This window comes from Prosthecobacter fluviatilis, assembly GCF_042655725.1.
Taxonomy (GTDB): domain Bacteria; phylum Verrucomicrobiota; class Verrucomicrobiia; order Verrucomicrobiales; family Verrucomicrobiaceae; genus Prosthecobacter; species Prosthecobacter fluviatilis.
The window spans coordinates 257,739-278,972 of record NZ_JBHSMQ010000002.1 but is presented as its reverse complement, the minus strand read 5'-3'; the positions used below and the strand labels follow the sequence as shown (position 1 = coordinate 278,972).

Annotated in this window: 21 protein-coding genes; 6 read left to right on the top strand and 15 right to left on the bottom strand. The window is 61.4% G+C overall.

Features of this window, described 5'->3' with window-relative positions; translation table 11 throughout:
* Positions 1 to 23: 23 nt before the first annotated feature.
* Positions 24 to 890 (bottom strand): helix-turn-helix domain-containing protein, encoded by an 867-nt coding sequence (locus ACFQDI_RS06350; protein ID WP_377164590.1) that lies wholly within the window; start codon positions 888 to 890, stop codon positions 24 to 26.
* A 90-nt stretch (positions 891 to 980) separates the two neighbouring features.
* Positions 981 to 2,130 (bottom strand): peptide chain release factor 2 gene (gene prfB / locus ACFQDI_RS06345; RefSeq protein WP_377164588.1). Its coding sequence is split into 2 segments (ribosomal slippage): positions 981 to 2,042 and positions 2,044 to 2,130, totalling 1,149 coding nucleotides; the frame shifts between segments, so codons are not numbered across the junction.
* A gap of 51 nt (positions 2,131 to 2,181) precedes the next feature.
* Here prfB and recO point away from each other — a divergent pair.
* Positions 2,182 to 2,727: a DNA repair protein RecO gene (recO, locus tag ACFQDI_RS06340; RefSeq protein ID WP_377164586.1), complete on the top strand. Its 546-nt coding sequence runs from the start codon at positions 2,182 to 2,184 to the stop codon at positions 2,725 to 2,727.
* Positions 2,728 to 2,731: 4 nt separating this feature from the next.
* On the opposite strand, the gene ACFQDI_RS06335 is transcribed toward recO, so the two are convergent.
* The 3 genes from ACFQDI_RS06335 to ACFQDI_RS06325 all read right to left on the bottom strand — a co-directional run bounded on the left by ACFQDI_RS06335 (position 2,732) and on the right by ACFQDI_RS06325 (position 4,904).
* A complete protein-coding gene (locus ACFQDI_RS06335) occupies positions 2,732 to 3,256 on the bottom strand; it encodes a glutathione peroxidase (protein WP_377164584.1) in 525 nt (174 codons plus the stop codon).
* Between the two features lie 98 nt (positions 3,257 to 3,354).
* Positions 3,355 to 4,083: an ABC transporter ATP-binding protein gene (locus ACFQDI_RS06330; RefSeq protein WP_377164582.1), complete on the bottom strand. Its 729-nt coding sequence runs from the start codon at positions 4,081 to 4,083 to the stop codon at positions 3,355 to 3,357.
* Between the two features lie 20 nt (positions 4,084 to 4,103).
* Positions 4,104 to 4,904 carry a hypothetical protein gene (locus ACFQDI_RS06325; RefSeq protein WP_377164580.1) on the bottom strand — a complete coding sequence of 267 codons (801 nt, stop codon included), beginning with the start codon at positions 4,902 to 4,904 and terminating at the stop codon, positions 4,104 to 4,106.
* A gap of 100 nt (positions 4,905 to 5,004) precedes the next feature.
* Between ACFQDI_RS06325 and ACFQDI_RS06320 the strand changes: the two genes are divergently transcribed.
* Positions 5,005 to 6,462 carry a sulfatase family protein gene (locus tag ACFQDI_RS06320; RefSeq protein ID WP_377164578.1) on the top strand — a complete coding sequence of 486 codons (1,458 nt, stop codon included), beginning with the start codon at positions 5,005 to 5,007 and terminating at the stop codon, positions 6,460 to 6,462.
* A 21-nt stretch (positions 6,463 to 6,483) separates the two neighbouring features.
* Here ACFQDI_RS06320 and ACFQDI_RS06315 read toward each other — a convergent pair whose 3' ends face one another.
* A complete protein-coding gene (locus ACFQDI_RS06315) occupies positions 6,484 to 7,344 on the bottom strand; it encodes a M48 family metalloprotease (RefSeq protein WP_377164576.1) in 861 nt (286 codons plus the stop codon).
* 59 nt (positions 7,345 to 7,403) lie between these two features.
* Here ACFQDI_RS06315 and ACFQDI_RS06310 point away from each other — a divergent pair, with 59 nt between their 5' ends.
* Both ACFQDI_RS06310 and clpB read left to right on the top strand, forming a co-directional pair.
* On the top strand, positions 7,404 to 8,585 hold the full coding sequence (locus ACFQDI_RS06310) for an AI-2E family transporter (RefSeq protein ID WP_377164574.1): 1,182 nt from the start codon (positions 7,404 to 7,406) through the stop codon (positions 8,583 to 8,585).
* Positions 8,586 to 9,024: 439 nt separating this feature from the next.
* The gene (gene clpB, locus ACFQDI_RS06305) at positions 9,025 to 11,610 is read left to right on the top strand and encodes an ATP-dependent chaperone ClpB (protein WP_377164572.1); all 2,586 of its coding nucleotides are present in this window, start codon (positions 9,025 to 9,027) and stop codon (positions 11,608 to 11,610) included.
* On the opposite strand, the gene ACFQDI_RS06300 is transcribed toward clpB, so the two are convergent.
* Genes ACFQDI_RS06300 through ACFQDI_RS06285 form a run of 4 tightly spaced genes read right to left on the bottom strand, consistent with a single transcriptional unit; the run spans position 11,564 to position 13,822 of the window.
* The gene (locus ACFQDI_RS06300; RefSeq protein WP_377164570.1) at positions 11,564 to 11,983 is read right to left on the bottom strand and encodes a ribosomal maturation YjgA family protein; all 420 of its coding nucleotides are present in this window, start codon (positions 11,981 to 11,983) and stop codon (positions 11,564 to 11,566) included. The two genes, clpB and ACFQDI_RS06300, sit on opposite strands and share 47 nt — an antisense overlap.
* Before the next feature lie 5 nt (positions 11,984 to 11,988).
* Positions 11,989 to 12,717 carry an AAA family ATPase gene (locus ACFQDI_RS06295; protein ID WP_377164568.1) on the bottom strand — a complete coding sequence of 243 codons (729 nt, stop codon included), beginning with the start codon at positions 12,715 to 12,717 and terminating at the stop codon, positions 11,989 to 11,991.
* Positions 12,714 to 13,301: a flavodoxin family protein gene (locus tag ACFQDI_RS06290; protein ID WP_377164566.1), complete on the bottom strand. Its 588-nt coding sequence runs from the start codon at positions 13,299 to 13,301 to the stop codon at positions 12,714 to 12,716. Before ACFQDI_RS06290 ends, ACFQDI_RS06295 begins: the two co-directional genes overlap by 4 nt.
* Positions 13,298 to 13,822 carry a hypothetical protein gene (locus ACFQDI_RS06285; RefSeq protein WP_377164564.1) on the bottom strand — a complete coding sequence of 175 codons (525 nt, stop codon included), beginning with the start codon at positions 13,820 to 13,822 and terminating at the stop codon, positions 13,298 to 13,300. The genes ACFQDI_RS06290 and ACFQDI_RS06285 overlap by 4 nt, the downstream gene beginning before the upstream one ends.
* Positions 13,823 to 13,889: 67 nt before the next feature.
* On the opposite strand from ACFQDI_RS06285, the gene ACFQDI_RS06280 reads away from it, so the two are divergent.
* Entirely contained in the window at positions 13,890 to 15,329 is a 1,440-nt protein-coding gene (locus ACFQDI_RS06280; protein ID WP_377164562.1) for an arylsulfatase, read from the top strand.
* A gap of 6 nt (positions 15,330 to 15,335) precedes the next feature.
* On the opposite strand, the gene ACFQDI_RS06275 is transcribed toward ACFQDI_RS06280, so the two are convergent.
* Both ACFQDI_RS06275 and ACFQDI_RS06270 read right to left on the bottom strand, forming a co-directional pair.
* Positions 15,336 to 15,881 (bottom strand): thioredoxin-like domain-containing protein, encoded by a 546-nt coding sequence (locus ACFQDI_RS06275; protein WP_377164560.1) that lies wholly within the window; start codon positions 15,879 to 15,881, stop codon positions 15,336 to 15,338.
* A gap of 29 nt (positions 15,882 to 15,910) precedes the next feature.
* Complete coding sequence (locus tag ACFQDI_RS06270; RefSeq protein WP_377164558.1) at positions 15,911 to 16,429, bottom strand: DUF3592 domain-containing protein; 519 nt, start codon at positions 16,427 to 16,429, stop codon at positions 15,911 to 15,913.
* Between the two features lie 76 nt (positions 16,430 to 16,505).
* Here ACFQDI_RS06270 and recJ point away from each other — a divergent pair, with 76 nt between their 5' ends.
* Positions 16,506 to 18,236 carry a single-stranded-DNA-specific exonuclease RecJ gene (recJ, locus tag ACFQDI_RS06265; protein ID WP_377164556.1) on the top strand — a complete coding sequence of 577 codons (1,731 nt, stop codon included), beginning with the start codon at positions 16,506 to 16,508 and terminating at the stop codon, positions 18,234 to 18,236.
* Here recJ and ACFQDI_RS06260 read toward each other — a convergent pair.
* Genes ACFQDI_RS06260 through ACFQDI_RS06250 form a run of 3 tightly spaced genes read right to left on the bottom strand, consistent with a single transcriptional unit; the run spans position 18,224 to position 21,193 of the window.
* A complete protein-coding gene (locus ACFQDI_RS06260) occupies positions 18,224 to 18,817 on the bottom strand; it encodes a DUF1287 domain-containing protein (RefSeq protein ID WP_377164554.1) in 594 nt (197 codons plus the stop codon). The genes recJ and ACFQDI_RS06260 overlap by 13 nt on opposite strands.
* Positions 18,810 to 20,018, bottom strand: coding sequence for an N-acetylglucosamine-6-phosphate deacetylase (locus tag ACFQDI_RS06255; RefSeq protein WP_377164552.1), 1,209 nt, complete (start codon positions 20,016 to 20,018; stop codon positions 18,810 to 18,812). The genes ACFQDI_RS06260 and ACFQDI_RS06255 overlap by 8 nt, the downstream gene beginning before the upstream one ends.
* Entirely contained in the window at positions 20,015 to 21,193 is a 1,179-nt protein-coding gene (locus tag ACFQDI_RS06250) for a Gfo/Idh/MocA family protein (protein WP_377164550.1), read from the bottom strand. The genes ACFQDI_RS06255 and ACFQDI_RS06250 overlap by 4 nt, the downstream gene beginning before the upstream one ends.
* Positions 21,194 to 21,234 lie beyond the last annotated feature (41 nt).

The window sequence follows — 21,234 nt, the reverse complement described above, 5'->3', positions numbered from 1 at the left end:
AGGCCGCGCAAGTGGCGCAGGCGTCACTTCCCCGCCATGCCGCGGAATTTTTGCCGGTAGGCGCTCGGCGTCGTCCCCATCACCTCGCGAAAGCGCCGGTTGAAGTTCGCCAGATTGCGGTACCCGCAGTCCATCGCAATGTCCGTGATGTTTGACACATCCTCCGCCAGCATCCCGCAAGCACGCCCGATCCGCACCTCGTTCACATACTGCGGCACCGTCTTGCCCGTGCGCGAGTGAAAGAAGCGGCTGAAAGCCCCCAGGCTCAGGTGCGCCAGCTTTGCCAGGCGCTCGCGGTCGATCTCCTCGGTCAGGTGTGTGTGGATGAAGTCGATCACCCTCTCCATCCGCCCCTGGTCCGCAGACTCCAGCTTGGGCTCATAGTTCGAGCTCGCCAGCGCCTTCAAGTCCTCGGACTGGGCCAGCGCGTTGAGAATGGCCAGCAGCTCGATCACCCGCCCCAGCCCCTCGCTGTTTGCCAGGCGCTTCATGTGCTCGGTCACCACCGCACGCGCGGGGCCGCGCACCTCCAGGCCGCGCGCCGCGCGCTGCAGCAGCCTCTTCACCGGCTCCATCTCCGGCAGCGCCATGAAGTCGCGCCCCAGAAAGTCCTCGTCAAAACGCACGATGATCGCATTCACCCGCCGCGACTTCGCGCTCGTGTCCTGGTGCCACACATGCGGCAGGTTGGAGCCGATCAGCACGATGTCTCCGTCTGTCAGCGCCCCGATGTTGTCCCCCACCACCCGGTGGCCCCGGCTCTCAATCGCCAGCGTCAGCTGGTACTCCGGGTGAAAGTGCCACCGCGTCCCGTAGTCCAGCGCACGCACCACCTCACAGTGAAACGACTCCCACTGGCGCTTCGGTACTTTCTCAAAAACAGGCTTCATGGGGCGGGAGTTTGCAGTTGTTAGCGATGGTTTGCAATGGTTTGCGATTGCTTAACAACTGCAAACCACTGCCAACAACCGCAAACGGCTTTATTCGTCGTCGTCCTTGTCTCCTTCGCCGGCTTTCTGCCCGCGCAGCATGGCTTCCATGAACGCGTCCAGATCACCGTCCATCACGTCAGAGATATTGCTGGTCTTCACCCCGGTACGCAGGTCTTTGACCATCTGGTAGGGCTGGAAGACATAGCTGCGGATCTGGCTGCCCCAGCCGATGTCGCTCTTCTCGCCATACTGGCGGTCGATCTCGGCCTTGCGCTTGTCTTCTTCGATCTGGTACAGCTTCGCCTTCAGCATCGCCATCGCTTTGGCGCGGTTCTTCGGCTGGCTGCGTTCGATCTGACAGGCCACAATGACGCCGCTGGGAATGTGCGTGAGGCGCACGGCGGTTTCCACCTTGTTCACGTTCTGGCCGCCTTTGCCGCCGGCGCGATAGGTGTCCACCCGCAGGTCTTCATCTCGCACGACGATGTCGATGTCCTCTTCGGAGTCCGGCGTCACGTCGATTGAGGCAAAGCTCGTGTGGCGCTTCTTGGCGGCATCGAAGGGGGAAATGCGCACCAGACGATGCACCCCGCGCTCGGCCTGCAAAAATCCAAAGGCATTTTCGCCAATCACTTCCAGCGTCGCGGAGCGTGTCCCCACGTCGTCTCCGGCTTCGTGATCGATCAGCTCCACCTTGTAGCCACGACGCACACACCAGCGCTGGTACATGCGCATCAGCATGTCCGCCCAGTCACAGGCCTCCGTGCCACCGGCGCCCGAGTGGATGTTGATGAAGGCATTGCCACGGTCAAAGGGGCCTTTCAGAAGCTGGCTGAGCTCAAAGGTGCCCACATCCTCTGTGAGCTTCTTGTGCTCGCTTTCCACCTCACGCCAGGTCTCCATGTCACCGGCCTCCTTGGCCAGCTCGATGAGCCCGTCAAAATCTCCGGCCCGCGCTTCCAGTTCCTGGAGCGGTCCGATTTTCTTTTTGATGACATTCGTGCGGTCGATCGTCTTGCGCGCCGCGTTCGCGTCATCCCAGAAGCCAGGGGCCGCCAGGCGGTCCTCCAGCATGGCCAGTTCGTCTTTTAATTTCGGTACGTCAAAGATACCTCCGGAGCTCCCCCAGCTTTGCCTTGAGAGCGGTGGTGTCGAGGGCCTGGAGATCGGTGAGGATGGTCTTGCTGGTCTTTTCCATGATGCAGCGTAGATAGCGGCTGGGCACACGAGTTCAACGCCTTTTGTCATCATGGAAAAAACCGAGGCCATCCTCATCGGGCGCACACGCTATGCGGAGAGCAGCCTCATCGTGCACTGGTGCTCGCCGGACGTGGGCCTCTTCAAAACCATCGCCAAAGGCTCGCTGCGCCCCAAATCTCCCTTCTCCGGCGTTCTCGATCTCTTTGTCTCCGCCGAGCTCGGCTTCGTCCGCAGCAAATCCAGCGATCTCCACACCCTCTCCGAAGCCCGCTGGACGAATCCCCGCCTCGGCCTGCGCGAGAGCTACGGCCGCGTGCTCGCCGCCACCTACCTGGTGAAGCTCATCAGCCTCGTCGCTGAAACAGGCTCGCCCATCCCGGAAATCCACGACCTCCTCGTCAAAGCCCTCGACTACCTCTCCGCCAAGGACCCAGTACCCGCCCTGATCACCCGCTTCGAGCAGCGCCTCGCCGAGCACCTCGGCATCATTCCCGAGGGCGACTCCGGCATGGCCGCCGCCGCCATCGAGGACAGCTTCCACCGCAAGCTCCCCGTCCAGCGCCGCCAGCTCGCGGATTGGATGGCCAAAAAGTAAGCAGCTATTTCAGCGCCGCCTCGATCGCCGCCTTCAGCTCAGGCGACTCCGGCTCCACATCTGACGTAAACCGCTGCAGCACCTTCCCATCCTTGCCGATGAGGAACTTTTCAAAGTTCCAGCCCACCTCGCCGCCCACGGCGGACTGCAGCGCCGCATACAGCGGGTGCTTCGCATCCCCCTTGATCGCCACTTTTGAGAACATCGGAAAAGTCACCTTGTAGTTCTCTGTGCAGAACGCCTTGATGGCCGATTCCACGCCGGGCTCCTGTCCACCGAAATCATTGCAGGGAAAGCCCAGCACCACCAGCCCCTTGTCCTTCATCTTTTCATAGAGCGCCTCCAGCCCCGCATACTGCGGCGTGTAGCCACACTCAGAAGCCACATTGACCACCAGGAGCACCTTCCCCGCATAAGTCTTCAGCGTCGTGTCCTTGCCATCGATGTCCTTGACCCTAATATCTTGGACGTTGGTATCGGCAGCCACAGCAATGGAAGTCATGAGGAGGGAAAGAAGAAGCGATTTCATATTCAGGTAGGATCTACGAACAACAAACAGAGAACGCCTCACCATTCACACTTCTGGCTTCGTCATTATTTCGTCATTCGGATTGACTCATTCGTCATTCACCCCGGCTCCTCCACCATGCTGAGGAAAATATCCTCCAGCCGGCTCCCCCGCTTCACGTGCTCCTTCCTCAGCTCTTCCAGCGTCCCCAGCGCCACCAGCCTGCCGTGATGGATGATGCCGATGCGGTCCGCCAGCTCCTCCGCGATGTTCAGCAGGTGCGTGCTCATCAGCACCGTCGTACCCGCCTGGCTGCGCTCCTTGATCTCACGCTTCACCGTGCGCGCATGGATGGGGTCCAGCCCCACCATCGGCTCATCGATCACAAACACCTTCGGATCATGCAGCAGAGCACTCGCGATGGCGAGGCGCTGCCGCGTGCCGTGGCTGAGGTTCTCAATGCGCTGCCGTGAGTACTCGTGCAGGGCAAATTTGGTGAACAGCGCATCCGTCTGCGCCTCCGCATGAGGCAGATACATCTCAAACAGCTCCGCAATGAATTCCATGAACTCGATCGGAGTGAGCTTTTCATAAAACACCGCCACATCCGGCACATAGCCCAGCAGGGACTTGGCCTGCAGGGACTCCAGCTGCACGTCATGGCCGCACAGCCTCACACGCCCCGCGTCCGGCTTCATCAGCCCCGTGAGCAGCTTCATGGCCGTGGTCTTGCCAGCGCCGTTCGGCCCCAGAAAGGCAAACAGCTCGCCGGGCTTGATGGTGAGGTTCAGGCCGTCCAGAGCCCGCAGCTCGCCATAGTTCATCGTGAGGTCTTCGATCTCGATCATGCTTCAAAAAAGGGTTCGGATCAACGCGCGGCGTCTTGCAGTCCATGGATCGTGGGCTCCAGCAGCACGTAGTCGTCTTGCAGGTCGATGCGCGCAAGCTCACCGGCCTCGGTGAAGATCATTTTGACCTCATGCATGCCCAGCACCGGCAGCGTCAGCACAAAGCACTTCCGCTGCCTGCCCGCGAGCATCATCATGCCTTCGCGGGCCTGCAGTTTCATCGCTTCCGGGGCGGCTGGGGTTGTGCCCGTTTTCGGCATGCCACCCCCCATCAGCAAGAGCAGGGCCAGCGCGCTTTCCTGCCCAGCCCCCATGCCCATGAGCATCTGCACATCCTGTGAATTCATCACCACACGCTCCCCCTGCTTCACCTGCACTTCGGGAGAGGGCTGCGTCTCGCTCCAGGAAAGGCGCATGCTCGCATCCCTCTGGGGAAAGCTGGCCTTGACCGCCAGGTTTTGCCAGCGCTCGGCATCGGCCAGCGTGCAGCCCAGGCTCCATGTGGCCATGATGGTGCGCATTTGCTCGTCCGGCATCACCTGCTCCACCGCACCATGGGCGATGAGGTCATAAACCGTTTCATGGTGGGGATTGATCCGGCGGTTCACCTGCAGGTTCGCATGCCCGATTTTTTCCTGCTGGTGGTAGAGGTGCAGGGTGCAGCCAAAGCTTTCCGACTGCCGCAGAAACAGGTCCATCACCATGCGCGGCGGCACCACGGCAAAACGCGAAGCCTCGGGAAAATAAATGTCACGCACCAGCAGTCCGGACATCACCGCCCAGAAAACCACCGCCAGCACCGCCGCCATACGCCAGATCATGGCCGGATAGTAGTCAGGAAACAACTGTCCTGGCAAGCACCACCGGCTTTTGCCTGCGAAAAAACTCGCCACTTTCGCCTGAGTTTGCCACGGTGTGGCCATGCGCCTGCTGCTCGCCTTCCTCCTCGCCTCGCTCGCTCTTTCCGCCGCCGATCAACGTCCGCCGAATGTCGTGCTCATCCTCGTCGATGATCTGGGCTACGCCGACCTCGGCTGCTTTGGCGCAGACAAAATCAAAACGCCAAACATGGACCGCATGGCGGCGGAAGGCACGAAGTTCACCAGCTTCTACGTGGCCCAGGCCGTGTGCAGCGCCTCGCGTGCCGCGCTCATGACCGGCTGCTACGCCAACCGCGTCGGCATGCAGGGAGCTTTGAACCACACCAGCAAAGAGGGCATCCATCCTGACGAATGGCTGCTGCCGGAAATGTGCAAGGCACGCGGCTATGCCACCGCCGCCTTCGGCAAATGGCACCTCGGCACCGATCTGCTCTTCAATCCTCTCAACAACGGCTTCGATGAATTCCTCGGCATTCCCTACTCCAACGACAACAGCAAGTACCATCCCTCCCTGGCAAAGGAAATGCCGCCCCTGCCCTTTTACGACGGCCTCAAAGTCTCCGAAACCGACCCCGACCAGAGCCAGTTCACCCGACGCTTCACCGAAGGCGCGACCAGCTTCATCGAGCGGCACAAGGATCAGCCCTTCTTCCTCTACGTCCCCCATGTGATGCCCCACGTGCCCATATTCGCCTCGGATGCCTTTCGCGGTAAGTCCCGTGCAGGACTCTACGGCGACGTGGTGCAGGAAATCGACTGGTCCGTGGGCCAGATCCTCGACACGATCAAGCGCTGCGGCATCGACCAAAACACCCTGGTCATACTCTTCTCCGACAACGGCCCCTTCCTCAGCTACGGCAACCACGCTGGCAGCGCCAAGCCCCTGCGCGAAGGCAAGCTGACCACTTTCGACGGCGGCGTGCGCAGCCCCTTCATCGTACGCTGGCCCGGCCGTGTGCCCGCAGCACAGGTGAATGACGAGCCGGTGATGGAAATCGACCTCCTCCCCACCATCGCCACACTCATCGGCGGAAAACTCTCCGAACGCAAAATCGATGGCAAAGACATCCTTCCTCTCCTCGAAGGAAAACCCGATGCCAAATCCCCCCACGAGGCGCTCATCTTTTACGGCGGCGATGAGCTCCAGGCCGTCCGCAGCGGCCCGTGGAAGCTCCACTTTCCCCATCCTTACATCACCGTGGACGGCGAACCCGGCCGCGATGGCAAGCCGGCACGCTTTGGCCAGATGAAGCCCAAGTCCATCACCCAGAGCGGCATCGCAGGCATCGCCTCACGCCATGGCTACCGCGTGGAAAACATCGACCTCTCCCTCTTCAACCTCAACGACGATCCCGGCGAGGCCCGCGATGTCTCCAAAGAGCACCCTGAAATCGTCGCACGCCTTCAAAAGCTCGCAGAACCCGCCCGCACAGAGCTGGGCGATGCCCTCCAGCAGATCAAAGGCACCGAAAACCGTCCTCTCGGCATGGCCCCATAAAACAACGTCCCCGCACTCGCCTCACCGCTGCGTCGCCCGTTCCTTCGCAATCGCATCACGAATGTGCTCCATGCGGTTCGCCGGGTTGGGATGTGAACTCATAAAATCCGACCGGTTCGCGCCCCCGCTGACCTGCGCGAGAATTTCCATCACGCCGATGAGCGCCTCCGGGTTGTAGCCCGCCTGCATCATGAACTTCACGCCGAGGGCGTCAGACTCCGACTCATCATCGCGGCTGAACTTCATCACCCGCCACTGCGCCACCATGTTGGCAATCTGCATGCCCGAGTTGTTGTGCCCGTCGGAAAGCAGCACTCCCAGGCCTTGGGCCAGACCGCTCCAGAGCTTCGAGTTTGCCATCTGCTCATTGGAATGGCGCCCCACCACATGCCCCATCTCGTGGCCCAGCACACCTGCCAGCTGGTCTTCAGACTTCAGGCGGCGAAACAGCGCCTCCGTGATGAAAATCTGGCCACCCGGCAGGGCAAAGGCGTTCACCGTCTGCGTGTCAGACAGCAGATGAAACTTGAACTGGTAGGGTGTCTGCCGCGCCGCTGTGGAGGCGATCAGCCGCGCCCCCACCCGCTCCACCATCGCCCGCGCGTTGCCATCGCGCGAGAGGCCGCCGCTCTCCCGGATCATCTGCGGCGCAGATTGCAGCCCCAGCGCGATCTCCTCCTGCGGTGTCGCCATTGCGAGTGTCTGCTTCCGCCCGGTGAACTCGTTCTGATAGGTCGTGGTGCCCAGCCAGTTGTAAATGAGTGATCCGGCAATGATCAGCAGCCCCAGGATGATGCGCGGGTTGATCCCCGCACCTCGGCGATCATCGCCAAAAACAGAAAGGCGGTTCGGAGATAGGAGCCTGCTTAGCGTGGAGATCATGGAATGCCTTATACTTCATGGAAAAATCTTGAGCTAGCAGGTATTTTGCGGCATTGCGGATGATGTCGTTGTTTCAGGAGCATCATCAGACCGTCGATTGGGGGCGCAAAGGATCGCAGGCGGTTGTGACACTGGCGTGTCTGTTCGTTGTCCTCACCGGCATGAAGATCGCGGCCAATGTCCTGGTCCCCATCGTTTACGCCTTCTTCCTGGCCGTCCTCAGCTACCCCATGGTGCGCTGGCTGCGGCGCCACAGGGTTCCCGCAGGTCTGGCCCTGGGAATCACGATGCTGATGAACCTCAGCGTGCTCGCAGGCCTGGTCACTGTCGGCATACGCTTGCTCATCAGCTTCTGGCGGGATCTGCCGAACTATCTCCGTGGCCTGGAAAAGTACTCGAACGATCTTGGAGCCTGGCTTGAGCTCAGGGGCGTTGCAGATGCCAAGACCACGCTGGGCGGCATTTTCGACTGGAACAACCTCATCAGCTGGGCGGCAAGGCAAAACATGATGGGCATGCTGAGCACCACCTTTGGCACCCTGGCCACCTTCCTCGCCAGCCTCATCATGGTCATCATTGTCATGATGTTCATCCTCATGGAGGCCCATGGCACCCAGAGCCGCCTGCATGCCGTCAGCCTCTCCGGCGGCCCCGATCTCAGCGGCCTCATGCGCAGCGCGGACGACATCCAGAAATACCTCGGCGTCAAAACCCTCATCAGCGCCCTCACCGGCCTCCTCGCAGGCTTCTGGTGCTGGTTCTTTGACCTCCACTACCCGCTTCTCTGGGCCCTGCTCGCATTCCTGTTCAATTTCATTCCGGCCGTGGGCAGCACCGCCGCCTGCGTGCCCGCCATTGTGGAGGCCCTGGTGCAGCACGGTCCCGGCACCGCCGTCTTTGTCGGCATCGGCTACGGCGGCATCAATTTCTTCCTCGATAACTTTGTGCAGCCCACCATGCTCGGCAATCGCTTCGGCATCTCCCCGCTCGTCGTTATCCTCTCCGTCATCTTCTGGGGCTGGCTCTGGGGCCCCCTCGGCATGTTCCTCGCCGTCCCCCTCACCATGGTTCTCAAGGTCCTCCTCGACAACAACGCCGAGTTCCAGTGGATCTCCGTTGCCATGGCCAAGAAAAAAATCCGCCACGGCGAAGTCGAAGTCGCAGGCTACGACCTCCACCTCACCGATGACGAAACCATCGGCAGCGGTGCCACCACCGAATTCCCCGGACGCGAGAAGTAACACCGGTCAAATCGAGCTGCCTTCTCATGCTCAGCCCAAGGTAGGGAGGCTTGTCCCCAAGCCTCCGCCGAATGTTTCAATGCGTGCTTTCCAAGGGTAGCACTTGCCATATGCCCGGCTCGCGGCCTGAAGGGCCGCTGAACTCAGCCCTGGGTATCAGCCCCAACACCCCGGTGAGCAAACCCAGCGCCCCCTTTCCACTCCGCGTTCTCCTGCAGCGGCTCCCCGCCGCTCCGCTAGCCCTTCCCCGCGCACTTCACGCCCCTTCACACCTGTGCCAAATCGTCCTTCCCGCTGTGCCAGCCATGCACACTAAACACTTCGCTTAGCCACATCAAATCGCGCTGCATCCCAGGCAAATCAGGCGTAGCAGCCCATGCCAGCCCTGTGGCATGCTTCCAGCAAGAAAGACAGAGAAACAACCATTCTCCCACCAACCATGTCTCCCGAAAAATTCACCGTTAAGCTCCAGGAAGCCTTCAATGCCTCTCAGTCCGTCGCCACCCGCCACGGCCATCAGGAACTGAAGCCTTCCCACCTCCTCCTCGCCCTGCTCGAGCAGGAGGGCGGCATCGCCGTTCCCCTCTTCGAAAAAGCCGCCGTCAATCCGGCCGCCGCCCAGTCTCTGAAATCAAACGTCGAGGCCCTCCTCGCCCGCCAGCCCAAAGTCAGCGGCGGCACCAGCGGTCTGCATCTTTCCAATGAGATGCGCGAGCTCATGACGAAGGCCGAGGACGAGCAGAAAAAGCTCAAGGACGAATACCTCAGCGTCGAGCACATCATCCTGGCGCTGTTCAAGACGAAGACCGAGCTCTCCGACCTCCTCAAGCAGTCCGGCCTCACCTACGACACCGTTTCCAAAGCCCTCACCACCGTGCGCGGCAGCCAGCGCGTCGTGGACCAGGATCCCGAAGGCAAATACCAGACCCTCGAAAAATACGGCACCGACCTCACCGCCCGCGCCAAGCAGGGCAAGATCGACCCCGTCATCGGCCGCGATGAGGAAATCCGCCGCGTCATGCAAGTCCTCAGCCGCCGCACCAAAAACAACCCCGTGCTCATCGGCGAGCCCGGCGTGGGCAAGACCGCCATCGCCGAAGGCCTCGCCCGCCGCATCGTCGCTGGCGACGTGCCCGATTCCCTCAAAGGCAAGCGCCTCATCAGCATGGACCTCGGCGGCATGATGGCCGGGGCCAAGTTCCGTGGCGAGTTCGAGGAACGCCTCAAGGCCTTCCTCAAAGAAGTCACCTCCAGCGAAGGCGAGATCATCCTCTTCATCGATGAGCTCCACACCATCGTCGGCGCCGGCAAAGCCGAAGGCGCCATGGACGCCGGCAATCTCCTCAAGCCCCAGCTTGCTCGTGGCGAACTCCGCTGCGTCGGTGCCACCACGCTCGACGAATACCGCAAATACATCGAAAAAGACCCCGCTCTCGAACGCCGCTTCCAGCCCGTCAAAGTCGGAGAACCCAGTGTCGAAGACACCATCGCCATCCTTCGCGGTTTGAAGGAACGCTACGAGGTCCATCACGGCGTGCGCATTCAAGATGGCGCCATCATCGCTGCCGCCACGCTGAGCAATCGCTACATCACCGACCGCTTCCTGCCGGACAAGGCCATCGACCTCGTCGATGAAGCCGCCAGCCGCATCAAGATCGAGCTCGACTCCATGCCCACCGAGATCGACGTCATCGAGCGCCAGATCATGCAGGGAGAGATGGAACGCCAGGCCCTGAAAAAAGAAAAAGACGCCGCCTCCAAGGCCCGTCTCGAAAAACTCGACAAGGAGATCGCCGATCTCAAAGAAAGCTCCGCCGCCCTCAAAGCCCAGTGGCTCAAGGAAAAGGAAACCGTCGATGCAGGCCGCAAGGTGAAGGAGGAGATCGACCGCCTCCGCACCGAACTCGAACAGGCCCAGCGCCGTGGCGACTTCGGCCGCGCCGGTGAGATCCAGTATGGTCTCATCCCCGATCTCGAAAAGAAACTCAGCGCCGCCCCCGTCGAAGCCTCCCAGCCTCGCTCCGCTCATTCGCTGCTGCGCGAGGAAGTCACCGAGGAGGACATCGCCCGCGTCGTCGCCAACTGGACCGGCATCCCCGTCTCACGCCTGCAGGAAGGCGAGCGCTCCAAGCTCGTCAAAATGGAGGAACGCCTCAGCCAGCGCGTCATCGGCCAGAAGGACGCCATCGCCGCCGTCAGCAATGCCGTGCGCCGTGCCCGTGCCGGCATCCAGGATGAAAACCGCCCCATCGGCAGCTTCCTCTTCCTCGGCCCCACCGGCGTCGGCAAGACCGAGCTCTGCAAAGCCCTCGCCGAATTCCTCTTCGACGACGAAACCGCCATGACCCGCATCGACATGAGCGAATACATGGAGAAGCACAGCGTCAGCCGCCTCATCGGCGCGCCTCCCGGCTACGTCGGCTATGAAGAAGGCGGCCAGCTCAGCGAAACCGTGCGCCGCCGCCCCTACAGCGTCGTGCTCTTCGACGAAGTCGAAAAAGCCCACCCCGATGTCTTCAATGTCCTCCTGCAGGTCCTCGACGACGGCCGCATCACCGACGGCCAGGGCCGCACGGTCGATTTCAAAAACACGGTCCTCATCATGACCAGCAACATCGGCAGCAACGCCATCCAGGACGTCAGCAATCCTGAGCAGCGCGATGCCCTCGTGCGCGACAGTTTGAAGCAGTTTTTCCGCCCCGAGTTCCTCAACCGCATTGATGAAATCGTCATCTTCGACCGCCTCGACGCCGCTCAGCTCGACAGCATCGTCAAGATCCAGCTCCAGCGCGTCATTGACCGCCTCGCCAAGCAGAACATCCACCTCACCGTCACCGACGACACCACCCGCTACCTCGCCGACGCCGGCTTCGACCCCGTCTTCGGCGCCCGCCCACTCAAACGCGCCATCCAGAAGCACCTCCTCGACCCGCTCTCACTGGCGGTCCTCGAAGGCGGCTTCAAAGAAGGCGACCACATCACCGCCGAGATGAAGAAGGGGAAGGTGGAGTTTGTGAAAGCTTAAAGCAGCAGACACGCTCTGCAGCAGCACCCAAAATGATTCCGACCAAATATGCCAGCAAGTCCGGGGCGTTGAAGGTCGAGCCAAGAACAAGCCGTCCTGGCAGGCTGCTGCGGAGCTGGTCGAGCCAGGGCGCATGATACAATTGCGAAAACTCAATGCCCCATGAGAAGGCAAAGGAGATCAATGTTATCCGCCACGTAGACGCATGGCGAAAGCATAGACCAACCGCCAGAAAGACAGACAGCGCCCACAACGCATCACCACCGTATTTCGATAGAAAAGAAGAGAGTGGCAGATAACAGGATCTCCAAAGCAGACCAGCACCCAAAACCAGCGCGAGCGCCCCAGATTGTAAAAGCCGATGACGATGCACAGCTTCTATGATGAGCTCTTCTTCCGCACCCTCTTCGGCTTCTCCGGCGCCAGCGTCATCTGTGGCGTCACTTTGATGCCCATGCGCTTGTAGTAGTCCAGCATTTTCTCCGTGGCCACCTGGCTAGCTTCGAGGCCGATGCGCACCATCTCCGACATTTTCATCGGCGGAACTTCCTGGACTTTGTTGGAAGCAAGCATGGTCTGGAGTTGTTCGAGGTTGTGAGTGCTGCTGTCCGCAATCTGACGATGCGGAGGCGAGGCATTGTCCCACAGCACCCACTCATCGGCAAGCGGCAGATAATCCTGCACGAAATGCCTGCGACTCCTCTCAAACCGCCGACGCACATCGTCCTCAGGCACATGATGCCCGCCCAGCTTCACCCGCAGCGCCACGCGTCCAACCGCCTGATCGCCGGAACCGATCATGATGTAATGCAACAGGAAGCGATAGCCCTGCGCCTTCGCCTCCCGGATCATGGCCACATAAGTCTTGCCGCTCAGCGTGGACTCAATCGCAAAGCTCGCCTTCGCCGCAATCAAGCCTCGCGCTTCCTCAATCAGCAGCCTCCCCGCCTTGAAAGCCGTGAGGCTCGGATCCAGCGGCGAAAGCCCCCGCGCAATCTCATCCGCATTAAGAAAGCGCATGATGCCAAGACGCGGCAGCAGCTCACGGGCAAGCGTGGTTTTGCCTGCCCCGTTGCAGCCACCAAGAATGCACAATGTCGGTGTCATGCCTCTTGCGTTTTATCTTCCACAAAATCACCCGGACACAACCGCTTCACTCCCTTTGTCAGCGGATGCTGGTCCTTGCGTCCATGCACATACAGCGCCGTCCACTCCGCCAGCCGACGCCCCAGAATCCGACACGCCTCCTGCGTCTCCTCCTCACGCGGTTCCTTCGAGGCCACCGCCCCGTAATGCAGTGTCATCTTCCGGCCCGAGTAGTCCGTTACGCCAAAGACCAGGAACCCAAAGTTCATCAGCACCGTGAGAATCGACTGACACGCCATCTCCATGCCCCCGCCCCAGCCTCCCGCGCTGCTAAAAGCACACGCGATCTTCCCATCCACCTCCAGCCACTTGTCCGCCATCGTCTCGTCCCAGAAGCGCTTCATCTTCCACGACAAAATCCCCATGTTCGTCGGACTCCCCACCGCCAGCCCGTCGCACCACACCACATCCTCCGCCGTCGCCTCATCCACATGCCGCACCCTCACCTCCGTCTCCGGCACTTGCAGCGCTCCTTCCGCCACCAGCGCGGCCATCTTCGCCACATTGCCGCTGCGGGAATCATAGAGGACAAGGATCTGGTTCATGGCGGAAGATCAGAAAAAGGGCGCGCTGCACACACACGCAGATGTTCCATGATACACTCCCGACGGCCAGGATAAAAATGATCGCCAAAACTGAAAAGGCCATTGGCCAGCCATAGCAGTCCCCAGCCAACTAGAGGAATGATGACCGTCCAGACCGTCAGCAAAGAAAACAAAAGGATGGCACCACACCAGAAAGCCATGAATCCCTGGACAAAGCGGTTGTGTGACATGCATCCGACAATCCGGCTCCCTCCCTCGGCGGCTTCAACCCTTCCGCGAAACAGCGGCTCAAAATTATCACGCATGTTCGCGCATTTCCAGCGGACACGGATGGTGTTTCCTATGACGCTGCCATGCGCCCAGCCCTCACCCGAAGAAAACGACTCGCCGAATGATTCGTGGATTCGAAGCAACAGGTCCCCGGGCGGGATACCGGACAAAATGACTGTCTCAGGCCCGTCCTCAAAAAACTGACGCACCTTCGGAGGCAGCAACCGCCAAAGACTTTGCATGAATCCCATGATGCTCTCACGCTAGATCCCTCTTTTCCTGAAGCAACCCTCCACTTCCCACGTTTGCTGCAAATCCATGAAGCCCTTCCTCATCCTCACCCTGCTCTTCCTCGGCGCCATCGCCCAAGCCGCAGACAAGCCCAACATCATCTTCATCCTCGCCGATGACATGGGCTACGGCGACGCCGGTTGCTTCGGTCAAAAAACACTCACCACGCCTCATCTCGACAAGATGGCCGCTGAGGGCATGAAGTTCACCCGCATGTACGCCGGCTGCACCGTCTGCGCCCCCTCGCGCTGCGTGCTCATGACCGGCCTGCACACCGGCCACTGCCGCGTGCGTGGCAACGGCGTCGGCTCCATTCCCGATGGCGACCTCACTCTTCCCAAGGTACTCAAATCCGCCGGCTACCACACCGCCTGCATCGGCAAATACGGCCTCGGCAAACCCATCCCCCTCGACGACCCGCAGCGCAAAGGCTTCGATGAATTCTTCGGCTACGTCGGCACCAGCCACGCGCATAACTTCTACACCAAGGCTCTCGTCCGAAACGGTAAGATCGTGGACCTTCCCAACACCGTCATCCCCGGCTCCGCCAAGGACGCCAAAGACTACTCCGACAGCGATCTCGTCGGCACAGGAGTCGCCCCTCTCGATGGCCGCAAGGCCTGGGTCCCCCAGCTCCTCGCCGACGACGTCCAGCGCTACCTCGGCGAGCGCGCCAAAGAAAAAGCTCCTTTCTTCCTCTACTACGCCTTCAACATCCCCCACGCCAACAACGAAGCCGGCAAGACCTCCCCTCTCGGCCACGGCATGGAATCCCCCGGCTACGGCGAATTCAAAGACAAAGACTGGCCCGACGCCGAGAAAGGCTTCGCCCAGTTCATGCGCTTCCTCGACAATGACGTGGGCAAAATCCTCGCCCGCCTCAAAGATCTCGGCCTCGCCGAAAACACGCTGGTGATGTTCTCCAGCGACAACGGCCCTCATCAGGAAGGCGGCCATCAAAGCGACTTCTTCAACAGCAACGGCGACTTCAAGGGCATCAAGCGCGACATGACCGACGGCGGCATCCGCGAGCCCTTCATCGCCTGGTGGCCCGGCAAGATCAAAGCAGGCACCACCAGCGAACACGTCTGCGGCTTTCAGGATATCCTCCCCACCCTGGCGGACATCAGCCTCACCAAACTCAGCAGCGATCCCCAGCTCGACGGCCTCTCGTTCGCCCCCACTCTCCTCGGCAAACCAGGCCAGCAGCAGCACTCGCATCTCTACTGGGCCTTCGATGAACAGGGCGGCAAGATCGCCGTGCTCAAATGGCCCTGGAAACTCATCCACCTCAACACCGGCGCCGCCCCCAAAAGCCCAAAAGCCAAAGGCAAGCCCAAACCCCTCGAAAAACTCCTCTACAATCTCGAAACCGACATCGGCGAAGAAAACAACCTCGCCGCAGAGAAACCCGAGATCGTCGCCGAGCTGGAAAAACTCATTCAGTCCTCATGGCGCGCGCCGTAAGGCCGCTCACTGGGCCGTTTTTCCAGGGATCTCGTTCATGACTTTTTCAGGTCCCACATAGGTGCTCCCTTCGTAGCTGTCTGAAATCACCTTTCCTTCGCGATCGGTCAGGACGAGCCGAGGGATGCCCTGAGTGGAGTATTTTTTGATCTCCTTGATGCGGTCAAGACTGCGGAAGGCAATGGCAGGCCAGGGCATGGCATCGCCCTTGATGTACTCCACCATGGACTGCTCATCGTGGTCGGCAGAGACAAAGATGATTTCAAAATTCTTCTTCCTGGTCTCCTGAGCATTGTAAAACTCGACGAGTTTCGGCGTGAAAGCCCGGCAGGGCGGGCACCAGTGTGCAGAAAAATAGAAGGCGTAATACTTCGGCTCCTCGGCCATTTCGTAACGTCCCACTCGCTTGCCGGTGAGTGCCACGAGCTTGCCCTTGAGCATGTCCTTGAAGATCGAGGGCTTTGCAGCGGCCTCCTGGGGCGCGGCCAGGCCGGTGGAGATGGCGTTGAATGACAACGTGACGATCAGCAGCACGAGCAATGAGGTTTTCATGGTGAGGCAGATTGAAACCAGCCCCGCCCTCATTCACAAGACATTTGTTTCCCCGCCCGCTGCCGCAGTGCCCCGCCCACCATCCCAAATCCTCCCGCCACAAACAGCAGCGGAAACCAGATGGAATACAGCGCCGCACGCGACCCATGCTGCAGCACCGCCTCGTCCGGCTTGGCAGGATTCACCCAGCACGTCTGTGCCGACCCCGCCGGGTACATCTGCTGCTTCTGCACCGCGTCATCAAAATGCAGCGTCGGCGCCGCCTCCACCTGGCGGATGCGGGTGCTGTGATGTTTGACCCCGCCCACCTCGTACTCATACCGCACCTCCACCCGGTGCGCCGGGTCGGAATGCGGTGTCGGCCGCTCGCTCACCACCCGCGATGACAGAATGCGGCATGAAACCTGCGACCACTGCCGCGTGATCTGCGCCTTCTCATACGACAGCCACATCCTCCACGCAAAGAACGATCCTGCCACGATGAGGAACAGGCCCATCATGCACAGCCACAGGCGGCCTGAGTGAGATGCAAATTGATTCTGCGACATGGCTTAGGGGAAGCAGGCTTTGACTACGCTTCACGCATGTTCCATACAGAGATGTATCCATCTCGCAAATTTCCTCATGTCTGAACCTTCACCCATCTCGATACGTCCCCCACGCTGGCTGCTGAAGCCCGCCGTGGATGGCGCTGCAGAGCTGGCGGCAGACATGGGCCTGTCTCCGCTCATGGCGCAGCTTCTCGTGCAGCGCGGGCTCACCAGCGTGGAGCTCGCGCGCGATTTCCTCGTGCCAAAACTCGCCTCCCTCGGAGATCCCACCGTGCTCCCGGAAATGAAAATGGCTGTGGAGCGCATCCTGCGTGCCGTCGATGAGCGGCAAAGCGTCGTCCTCTACGGCGACTACGACGTGGATGGCGTCACTTCGATGGCGCTGATGCACCTGATCCTGAAAGCCTACGGGCTCGACACACACCTTTTTCTGCCCACCCGCATGGAGGAAGGCTACGGCCTCAGCCTCGATGGCATCGCCAAATGTTACGAGCAGTTTGGCAAGCCCGCCCTGTTCATTGCACTCGACTGCGGCACCACCTCGCTCAATGAGGTGGCCAAACTACGCGCCGACGGCGTGGACTGCGTCATCATCGACCACCACGAACTCTCGCCCAAGGGCCGCCCCGACTGCCTCGCGCTGGTCAATCCCAAGCTCGGCAAAGACTACCACTACTTCTGCACCGCCGGGCTGGTCTTCAAAGTCTCCCACGCCCTCCTCAAGGCGCGCATGCTCCCCAACTACGACCTCAAGGAGACGCTCGATCTCGTCGCCCTCGGCACCGTGGCGGATCTCGTGCCGCTCATCGATGAAAACCGCCTGCTTGTGCGCCGCGGCCTGGAGGCCCTGGCACAGACCCCACGCCATGGCTTGAGGGCCCTCAAGCAGATCGCTGGCGTGGACGGCCTGGTGCAGACGCATCACGTCGGCTTCCGCCTCGGCCCCCGCCTCAATGCCGCAGGCCGCCTCGACACCGCCGCCACGGCCCTTCAGCTCCTGCTTGCCACCGACTCAGACGAAGGCTCCGCGCTCGCCGAGCTTCTCGAAGCCCACAACAAAGACCGTCAAAACGTCGAGCAGCAGGTTCATCTCGAGGCCGAGGCCATGCTCGCAGACATCGGCGAGATCGACAAAGTTTCCGCCATCGTGCTGGCCTCGCGCAAATGGCACCCCGGTGTCATCGGCATCGTCGCCTCCCGCATCTCACGCCTCTGCCATCGTCCCACCATCCTGGTGTCCATCGACGAAAACGGCATCGGCAAAGGCAGCGGCCGCAGCATCCCCGGCTTCTCCCTCGTCGAGGCCATCGACATCTGCCGCGACCACCTCCTCGGCGGCGGCGGCCACGCCATGGCCGCAGGCATTTCCGTCCATGAGGAAAAGATCGACTCCTTCCGCTCCGCCTTTCAGGAGGCGGCACGCGAGGCCCTCAGCAAGGACGCCATGACCGCCGTGCTGGAGCTCGATGCCGAGGTGAAGCTGCGCGATCTCTCGCTCAGCTTTTTTGACAGCTACAAGCTACTCGAGCCCTTTGGCCAGAAAAACCCCGAGCCTCTCTTTCTCTGCCGCAATGTGCGCCCCAAGCTCCCAGGCCGCACCATGAAGGAAAAGCATCTGCGCATCATCCTCACCCAGGATGGCGCCTCCATGGAGGCGCGCTGGTTCAATGCCCCCATCGGCAGACTGCCCCCCCCCCCTTGGGACGTCGCCATGCGCATCCAGCGTGGCTGGTTCCGTGGCACCGAGCAGTGGCAGCTCACCCTTGAAGCCGTGCGCACCGCTGAATCCGTTCAGCGTGGGTGAAAGCGGTAGTGCCCGGTGATCGGAAACTCAAACAGCCGGTTCTCATGCTTCGGCCCCCGCCCGATGTTGTGCACGATCCACGGCGTGTCACTCCCATCCGGCGCAGGTACCACAATGGCGATGTGCGGCAGATTCTGCGGCACCGTGCAGGTGATAAGATCTCCGGGCAGATAATCCTCCGCCCGCTGCGTCACCGGCAGCGCCGCCCCACGCCGTTTGAAAAATGTCTGCAGATTCGGCACCCGCCGGTGGTCGATGTTCCTGTCCGTGCTGCGCAGCCCCCAGATTTTCGGGTATGCCGCAAACCCCCGCTTCATGTCCTCGTGCACCAGCTTTTGCAGGTCGATCCCCAGCGCCCGGTAGCTGCGGATCACCTCATCCGTGCATACCCCGGTGTCCGCAGGCACATCGCCGTTCGGATAATCCAGCACCACATAGGCGGGATCATAGCGCACCGTATGCCGCACCCTCTCCAGCGCCGCCTGCACCAGCCTCTCGGCAAAGGGCGTCTCTGCCGTCTGCGCCACTGAGGCGGCTGCCCACACAAAAAACAGCAGCGGACGCAGGCACAAGTCACTCATGCGGCACTTCGACACCTGCGATGAAAGTTCGTTGAACTTCCAGCCTCCGGTTCAGCACCAGCACATCCGCCTGTTTGCCCTTCTCCAGGCTGCCGCATTTTTTGGCCATCCCCGTGCGCTCCGCCGGCGTCAGGCTCGCCATCCGCACCGTATCGGGCAGCGTGGCAGAGGTGCTCTTCTTCATGTGCCTCACCATATGGTCCAGCCCCATCACCGAGCTCGCCAGCCCCTGCCCCGGCACAAAACCCACCCGCCCGTCGCTCTCAAAAAACGCACCATCATCATCCGGGCCAAATCGGTACCGCCCCGGCGGCATGCCCATCGCGCGGTTGCAGTCCGTCACCAGGCACAGCCTCTGCGCGCCCTTCATGCGAAAGGCGAAGTCCAGCAGCTCCGGTGCCAGGTGCAGGCCGTCCGCGATCACCTCCGTGCTCATCTCCGCGTTCGCCAGCACATACTGCTCCATGCTCGCCTGCATCGGCGTGCCAAAGCGCGTGCGCAGGGAGGCCACCGAGCTCATCGCACACCAAAAGTGGTCCACATGCCGCATCCCCGCCTTGAAGGCCCTCTCCATCTCAGCCCAGTTCGCATTCGAATGCCCGCAGGTGATCAGGCAGCGCTGCTTGCGCGCCATCCGGTAAAAGCCCTCCGCCCCGGGCAGTTCCGCCGCACACGTCGCTATCCGCACCAGATCATCGCTGAACCACCGCGCATATTCCTCCGCATCCGGTGCCCGCCGCCCCTCACGTGAATGGCAGCCCACCTTGTCCGGCGCAAAATACGGCCCGTACAGATGCACCCCGCCGATGCGCGAGCCATGCACAGGCACCCAGCTTCGCCGCGCCTCACGGCACGCCATCAGCATGGCCATGATCTGTACCGGCGCACCCGTCGTCGTCGTGGGAAAAATTGTCGTCGTCCCATGCCGCGCATGCACTTTCAGCGCGGTACGCACCGCCCCCACCGTGCCGTCCATGAAATCCGCCCCCGCACCACCATGCACATGGATGTCGATGAACCCCGGGCTGATGTATCCGCCCTTCGCATCCACCACCACCGCATTCTTCGGCGCTGCGACACGCGCACCCACCGCCTTGAGCTTTCCGCCCTCGCAAAGCACCGCCCCCCTGGCCACCAGCCTGTCAGGCAGGATCAGCGTGCCATTTTGGATCAGCAGTGCAGGAGCCGGCGGCGTTCTCATAGGAGCGTGAGCGGATTGACGCGTGTCTTCAGCGGAAAGGCCACCCGCTGCCCGTTCAGGCGGTGGGACTCAAAGATGGCGCTGATCATCTCTATCGTCTCCCGCCCCTGCGCAGCATCACAAAGCGGCGCACGCTTCTCCTGGATCGCCGCTATCAGGTCCAGCCCCGCCACCTCATGGCTGGAGAGCTTTTTCCCCAGATCCGCAATCGGCTCCGGCTGGTTCATCCCTCCTGTCGTGATCGGCACCCACTTCCTCGGCTCCTTGGCTGCCGGGTCAAACGGACTCCCCGCGCACAGGTGCGCCACAGGCTCTTTGTCGATGCGGAAATCAATGATCCCCTTCGTGCCGATGATCTGCAGGCCAAATCCCGCCTCCTTCGTCCCCGCGCTCTGCACCGAGTCAAAGAAGAGCGGCATGCCGCCCGCCAGCTCAAACCTCGCATGCACCTCATTCCCCGCCAGCGCGCCGATGCCTTCGTCCCCATCCTTCACATCCGCCTTGGTCACTGGCTTCCCGCCCTGCAGCACCGTGGCGCTGCAGGCCTGGGGCGCTCCGCCAAAAAACGTGGCCAGATTAAAGATGTGCGAGCCCAGCACCCAGAGATCCAGCGAGCCACCCCGCGTGTCCTCCTTGCCCCGCCCGCGCATCTCCAGCACCCGGCCGATCACCCCCTCCTGAATCAGCTTTGCCACCACAGGCAGCACCGGATGGTAACGGTTGCGGTGCGCGATGGCGATCTTCGTTCCCGCCTTGTCCGCTGCGGCAATCACCTCGTCCGCTTCCTCCAGGCTGCGGCAAAACGGCTTCTCAATGTAGATGCCCTTGGCCCCTGACTGGATCGCCGCCATCAGCATGTCACGGTGCTGGTCGATGTGCCTCGGCCCGATGGCCACGAGTTCCGGCCGGGTCTCCGAAAGCATCTTCTTGTAGTCCGCATACCCCTTGCCCACCCCCAGCTTCTTCAGCTCGGCGTTCAGCCCCTTTTCGTCCGCATCCGCCACGGCGGCGATTTCGACACTGGGAATCTTCAGCCACAGGGTGTCAAGACCGTGCCCATAGCTGCCACGCCCCGTGTGCCCGATGACGCCCACACGGAGCTTGGCTTCGGCGGCGGTCAGGCCGGAAGTGACGAAAACGGCAGGCAGGGAGGCGAGAAGTCGGCGGCGGTTCATGCGGGATCATGAACGTCAGCAGCAGGCCCAAACACGCAACT